The organism is Anaerovibrio sp., assembly GCF_051866355.1.
In the GTDB taxonomy this organism is placed as follows: domain Bacteria; phylum Bacillota; class Negativicutes; order Selenomonadales; family Selenomonadaceae; genus Anaerovibrio.
The window spans coordinates 1-2,825 of record NZ_JBJDWZ010000173.1 but is presented as its reverse complement, the minus strand read 5'-3'; the positions used below and the strand labels follow the sequence as shown (position 1 = coordinate 2,825).

Genomic DNA, 2,825 nt, shown 5'->3' with positions numbered 1-2,825 from the left:
TTTTATATAGTCTATTATTTTACATGGCTTACGGTTTCTACAGCTGCCTGCATGGCCGGTTATCCCAGCTGCTGTTCAACGCGGGCGGCCTTCTTCTCCACTTCCTCAACCATCCTGGCGCGATAATCCACCAGCTTCTTGGCCAGCTCCGCATCTGACAGGGCAAACATCTGGGCAACAAAAATAGCCGCATTCTTGGCACCGTTGACAGCCATGGTGGCAACAGGGATGCCGGACGGCATCTGAACCGTGCTGAGAAGGGCATCCATGCCGTTCAGCGGAGTGGCATTGATTGGCACGCCGATGACTGGCAGGGTGGTGTAGCTGGCAATAACGCCGCCCAGATGCGCGGCGGCACCGGCGGCGGAGATAAATGCGCCTATGCCGCGCTCAGGAGCAGTGGTCACCAGCTCCCTGACCTTGGCCGGGGTGCGATGTGCAGAAGCAACAATCACCTCTGCCTCAATGTCAAACTTCTTCAACAGTTCATAAGCGGGCTTTAAAATTGGCCAGTCGGAATCACTGCCCATGACAATGGATACCTTCATTGCGTAATCACTTTCCCTTCGCAAATAACAAACCTATGCTAATTCTCCAAAAAATCTTATTGACCTCCCGCCTGACAGCAGGCACAGCAATAAGATATAACTTATCAAAAGATAAGCATATCAACACACACACAATCCTATTTTACCATAGGAACATTAAATTGCCTAGCGACAAATACTGAAAATCCCCGCTAAGCACCCATTACATGATAACAGAAACCACAAAAAACTGTCAATATTAGGGGATTTCAGTTTATCGTTGTGCTAAACTGTTACTTTCATAATATAAATGTATGAGTTTTTTTGTTCGTGGATTCTGTTCAGACACTAAAAAAGGACAGGTAGCAGCAGTACCCACGAAAACACGCTCCTCGTTGTGCCTCGCGTTACTAACATTCATCTATCGCCTATGGCTCTGATGAATGAAGTAACGAGGCGCAACAAAGGTTTTCTTTAGGTACATGCCGCAACCTGTCCCTCCTTATGTCTGAACAGATACAGCAAAGCAATAAACCGATATTATGTTATTCGCCAGTGTATTAATCAAGCAAGCAATTATACTTTACAAAAAACTGAAATATTGTATGTTACAGACGGAAAACCACCAGAAACACTGCCAGCAGTGCAATCCCCAGCCCCAGGGACGCGCCGCACAGCTTCTTTTCAATCGGCGTCAGGTCAAACCATTCCGCCTCCTGACGGATAATCTCAATATGCTCCTCGCGCACAGCGCTTTCCTCTGCATTAAAATCCTCATAAGTAACTGCCGGATTTGCCATAACAATTTCCTCCCACGTTTACATCTTTTACATCACAAATATCATCTACAAAAGCACTTTTACCATTATTTTATCTATCTACGGATATATCAGCCCATTATCCTGCAACCACCGGCGGCAGAATGCCGTGATAGAAAAGATAGGAGATACCGAGGCCCACCCAGAGGATAAAGCCAAAGAGGGCTATGGCATAAACACCTACGATACGCCCCAGTCCTTCTGCCCACAGCTTGCGCACATCGGTAATCAGGCCGATGGAGAAGAAGCACAGGCCGAAGAAGATAGCGCGGAGCAGATTTGCCTGTCCGGCGCCTGCGGTAGCGGCCTGAACAATGGACGCATCAGACAGCCCCCAGCCAAAGAGAATCAGGAAGGTAGCCAGAAAGCCCAGAATGAACTTCGGGAAGCGGTCACCGATTTCCCTTGCGGAAACCTTGTAGCTCTCCCCCTTCCTGCGGCCGGACAGCACTGGGAATACGGACCATACCACCGCCAGCACAAAGGCCCAGATGCCGATAAACACATCGATAAATACCTTGGCGGTAGTGGTTGCCATCAGCACCCAGCCCTCCTGATAATTGATGCCGTACTCGGCCAGCGCCCTGGCACGGATGAGGGAATCGGTAATGGCACCGGAGGCAATCGCGCCGCCATCACTCTTGACGGCAAGGCCCATCCACGCGCCTGCCACCAGAGGATCATCGGCAAAGAAGGTGCTTGCCACCCACGGCAGAACCAAAAGCTCCACAGCTACAAAAACAATAATCACGGATGAAAGAATCGTCGGCACAATCGCCCTGGCTCGGATGGCGCTGCCGGTGGCAATCGCCGCCGCCACGCCGCAGATGGAAATGCCGGATGCCATCGGTGCGGCCCACTCCGGCGTAAACTTGAACACCTTGCGGGAGAGAATGTAGACCACCGGCCAATAAATCAGGTATGCCTCAACTACCGCGCAGATGCCGCGGAAGATAACGGTGCTGGCCAGCCCCATGGCCCCCACGGTCTTGATGCCGATGGTCATGCCCAGGATGACGATGCCGGTCTTGATGTACCACTCCGGCTTAGCCGCCACGGACAGGAAGGCCGCCGCCTTCGGGAAGAAGTTGCCGATAATCAGCCCCACCGCCAAAGCGATGACAAAGCCCAGCTCGCCAAGGCCCAGTGACCATGAAATGCCGAATTTTTCCAGCGTGTTAGGCGTGGCCGCCAGATAAGCGTAGTTGCCAAGGGTATTGGCCGCCACCGTCACCCAGAACAGCACCGTGAAGCCTGCCGCAAACCGCTTTACGGAATTGCCCATGAACCAGGCCCCCAGTGTCGTCAATGCCAGAAGAAAACCATAAGTCAGTACCAGGGAGCCGCCTGCCCCCAGAAAGGCAAAGGCCTTGCTGTTCGGCGCAACCGCCTTCGTCACATCGGACCAGACACCGAATTTTGCCACCCAGCCCAAAAGGTCAACGCCTGCAATCTGCCCTGCGCCAAGACTGAAAATCAA

General features: G+C 52.1%; 3 protein-coding genes. All 3 read right to left on the bottom strand.

Translation table 11 applies throughout. The features are described from left to right. Positions 1–59: 59 nt before the first annotated feature. Positions 60–548, bottom strand: a complete 489-nt coding sequence (gene purE, locus ACI3UA_RS09040) for a 5-(carboxyamino)imidazole ribonucleotide mutase (RefSeq protein ID WP_439724489.1) — start codon at positions 546–548, stop codon at positions 60–62. A gap of 587 nt (positions 549–1,135) precedes the next feature. After that, positions 1,136–1,327: a hypothetical protein gene (locus ACI3UA_RS09035; RefSeq protein WP_439724488.1), complete on the bottom strand. Its 192-nt coding sequence runs from the start codon at positions 1,325–1,327 to the stop codon at positions 1,136–1,138. 97 nt (positions 1,328–1,424) lie between these two features. Next, the coding region (locus ACI3UA_RS09030) for a putative sulfate exporter family transporter (RefSeq protein WP_439724487.1) at positions 1,425–2,825 on the bottom strand (1,401 nt) is incomplete at its 5' end.

Coding starts and splice junctions, on each gene's coding strand:
- purE (WP_439724489.1), bottom strand. CDS start 548: ATGAAGGTATCCATTGTCATGGGCAGTGATTCCGACTGGCCAATTTTA.
- ACI3UA_RS09035 (WP_439724488.1), bottom strand. CDS start 1,327: ATGGCAAATCCGGCAGTTACTTATGAGGATTTTAATGCAGAGGAAAGC.